The organism is Centipeda sp. (in: firmicutes) (genome assembly GCF_057271695.1).
Window position 1 is genome coordinate 1 of the sequence record NZ_DBHIVL010000149.1, and the last position, 1407, is coordinate 1407.

General features: G+C 52.7%; 2 protein-coding genes. Both read left to right on the top strand.

The features are described from left to right. Positions 1–157: 157 nt before the first annotated feature. Positions 158–640 (top strand): hypothetical protein, encoded by a 483-nt coding sequence (locus ACO6BQ_RS12555; protein ID WP_489121485.1) that lies wholly within the window; start codon positions 158–160, stop codon positions 638–640. 89 nt (positions 641–729) lie between these two features. Further along, positions 730–1356 (top strand): hypothetical protein, encoded by a 627-nt coding sequence (locus ACO6BQ_RS12560; protein WP_489121487.1) that lies wholly within the window; start codon positions 730–732, stop codon positions 1354–1356. Positions 1357–1407 lie beyond the last annotated feature (51 nt).

Sequence of the window (1407 nt, forward strand, 5' to 3'; positions counted from 1 at the left end):
TCGGACGAAAAATCTACGCCAATCTGACGGACTTCATTTTATCAGCGATTCCCTATGAAAAGCCTCTGAATGAAAGTATTCAGGGGCTTTTCAGCGTCTTCTCCTATAATCGTCCATAACATCGAAAGTTTATAACGAATGTTTTTCGCTAAAGGAGATGTGGATCATGAACTATGGCAAACGGCTTGCAGGAATCGCATTGGGGGCTGCACTTATCAGCGGTGCAGCGGTGGAAGCGGCTGTTCCGCAGGATGCACTGGTCGTCGGCGGCATTGCGTACGGTGCGTCCGAGTCCTATGTGCGCAGCGTCTACGGTGCACCGCGTGAGGTTGAGACGAAGTATAACCCTATCTATGCCGGCGGACAGGCAACCGAATGGGAGTACGGCAACGACTTTGATATCGCCTTTGTAGACGGTGCTGTTTGTCAGATCGAGATCAGTGCACGAAATGGGGTACAAACGGCTGCCAATATTGCAGTTGGCACGGATGTCAATACGTTGATTGCAGCGTACGGGCAGCCGGATGTCATACGCGGCGACCAGTATATCTACTTTGTGAATGGCGATACCTCGATCGGATTTGTCTTTGAGATTGAGGCCAACCGAGTCGACGAGATCAAAATGGGTGTGATTCGCTAATGGTGTCCTGCTATGGGGAAGAATGCGGGACTGTTTGAGCGTATGAAGGGAAACACGTTCCAGGGGAGAGAGAATCTTTGAACATACGGATGTGTGCCGTCTTTGTTGGAATTGCGGTCATTGCAGGTGTTGCAGCGAGTGTTGCTGTGGATCAGTTTCGCTCTGCGGTGACAGCACCGCAGAGTGATGGCGGCAAGAGGATCACCATTGCCCGCGACTCCGTGGAGAAAACACTCTCTGCAGACGATGCGGCAAAGCGTGAGGCTGAGGTGCTGCGACAGCACCGCGCGGAGGAGCAGAGAACGTCGGCGCGGATTTCTCGCGAGGCACTGCTGCTTGGTGATATTGCTTATGGCGCAGCAGAGGCCGATGTGCGTGCTCTCTATGGAGCACCACTTGAGACGGAGTCGGAACGATCCATGCGTTATGCAGGGAGACCGGTTGTCGAATACGAATACGGAGATCATCTGTCGCTTGACTTCGTTGACGGCTTTGTGCGCCGTGTCAAAGTCTCGGAGCGCAGCACCCTCGCATCAGGTAAGGGCGTGTGTATCGGAACACCCGTGGAGGAGCTGCGCCGCGTATATGGCGAACCAAGTATGGTGTATGGCGAAGACTACATCTACTTCTCTGAGGAAGACCCGACCATTGGCTTTGCCTTTGAAATTAAGCATGGCCGTGTGGAGAAAATAAAGATGGGGGATTTGGGGCTTTAGGGAATCGCTGATAAAATGAAGTCCGTCAGATTGGCGTAGATTTTTCGTCCG

Bases quoted from the DNA above. Each gene is read 5' to 3' on its own strand.
- ACO6BQ_RS12555 (WP_489121485.1), top strand. From the start codon at position 158: ATGTGGATCATGAACTATGGCAAACGGCTTGCAGGAATCGCATTGGGG.
- ACO6BQ_RS12560 (WP_489121487.1), top strand. From the start codon at position 730: ATGTGTGCCGTCTTTGTTGGAATTGCGGTCATTGCAGGTGTTGCAGCG.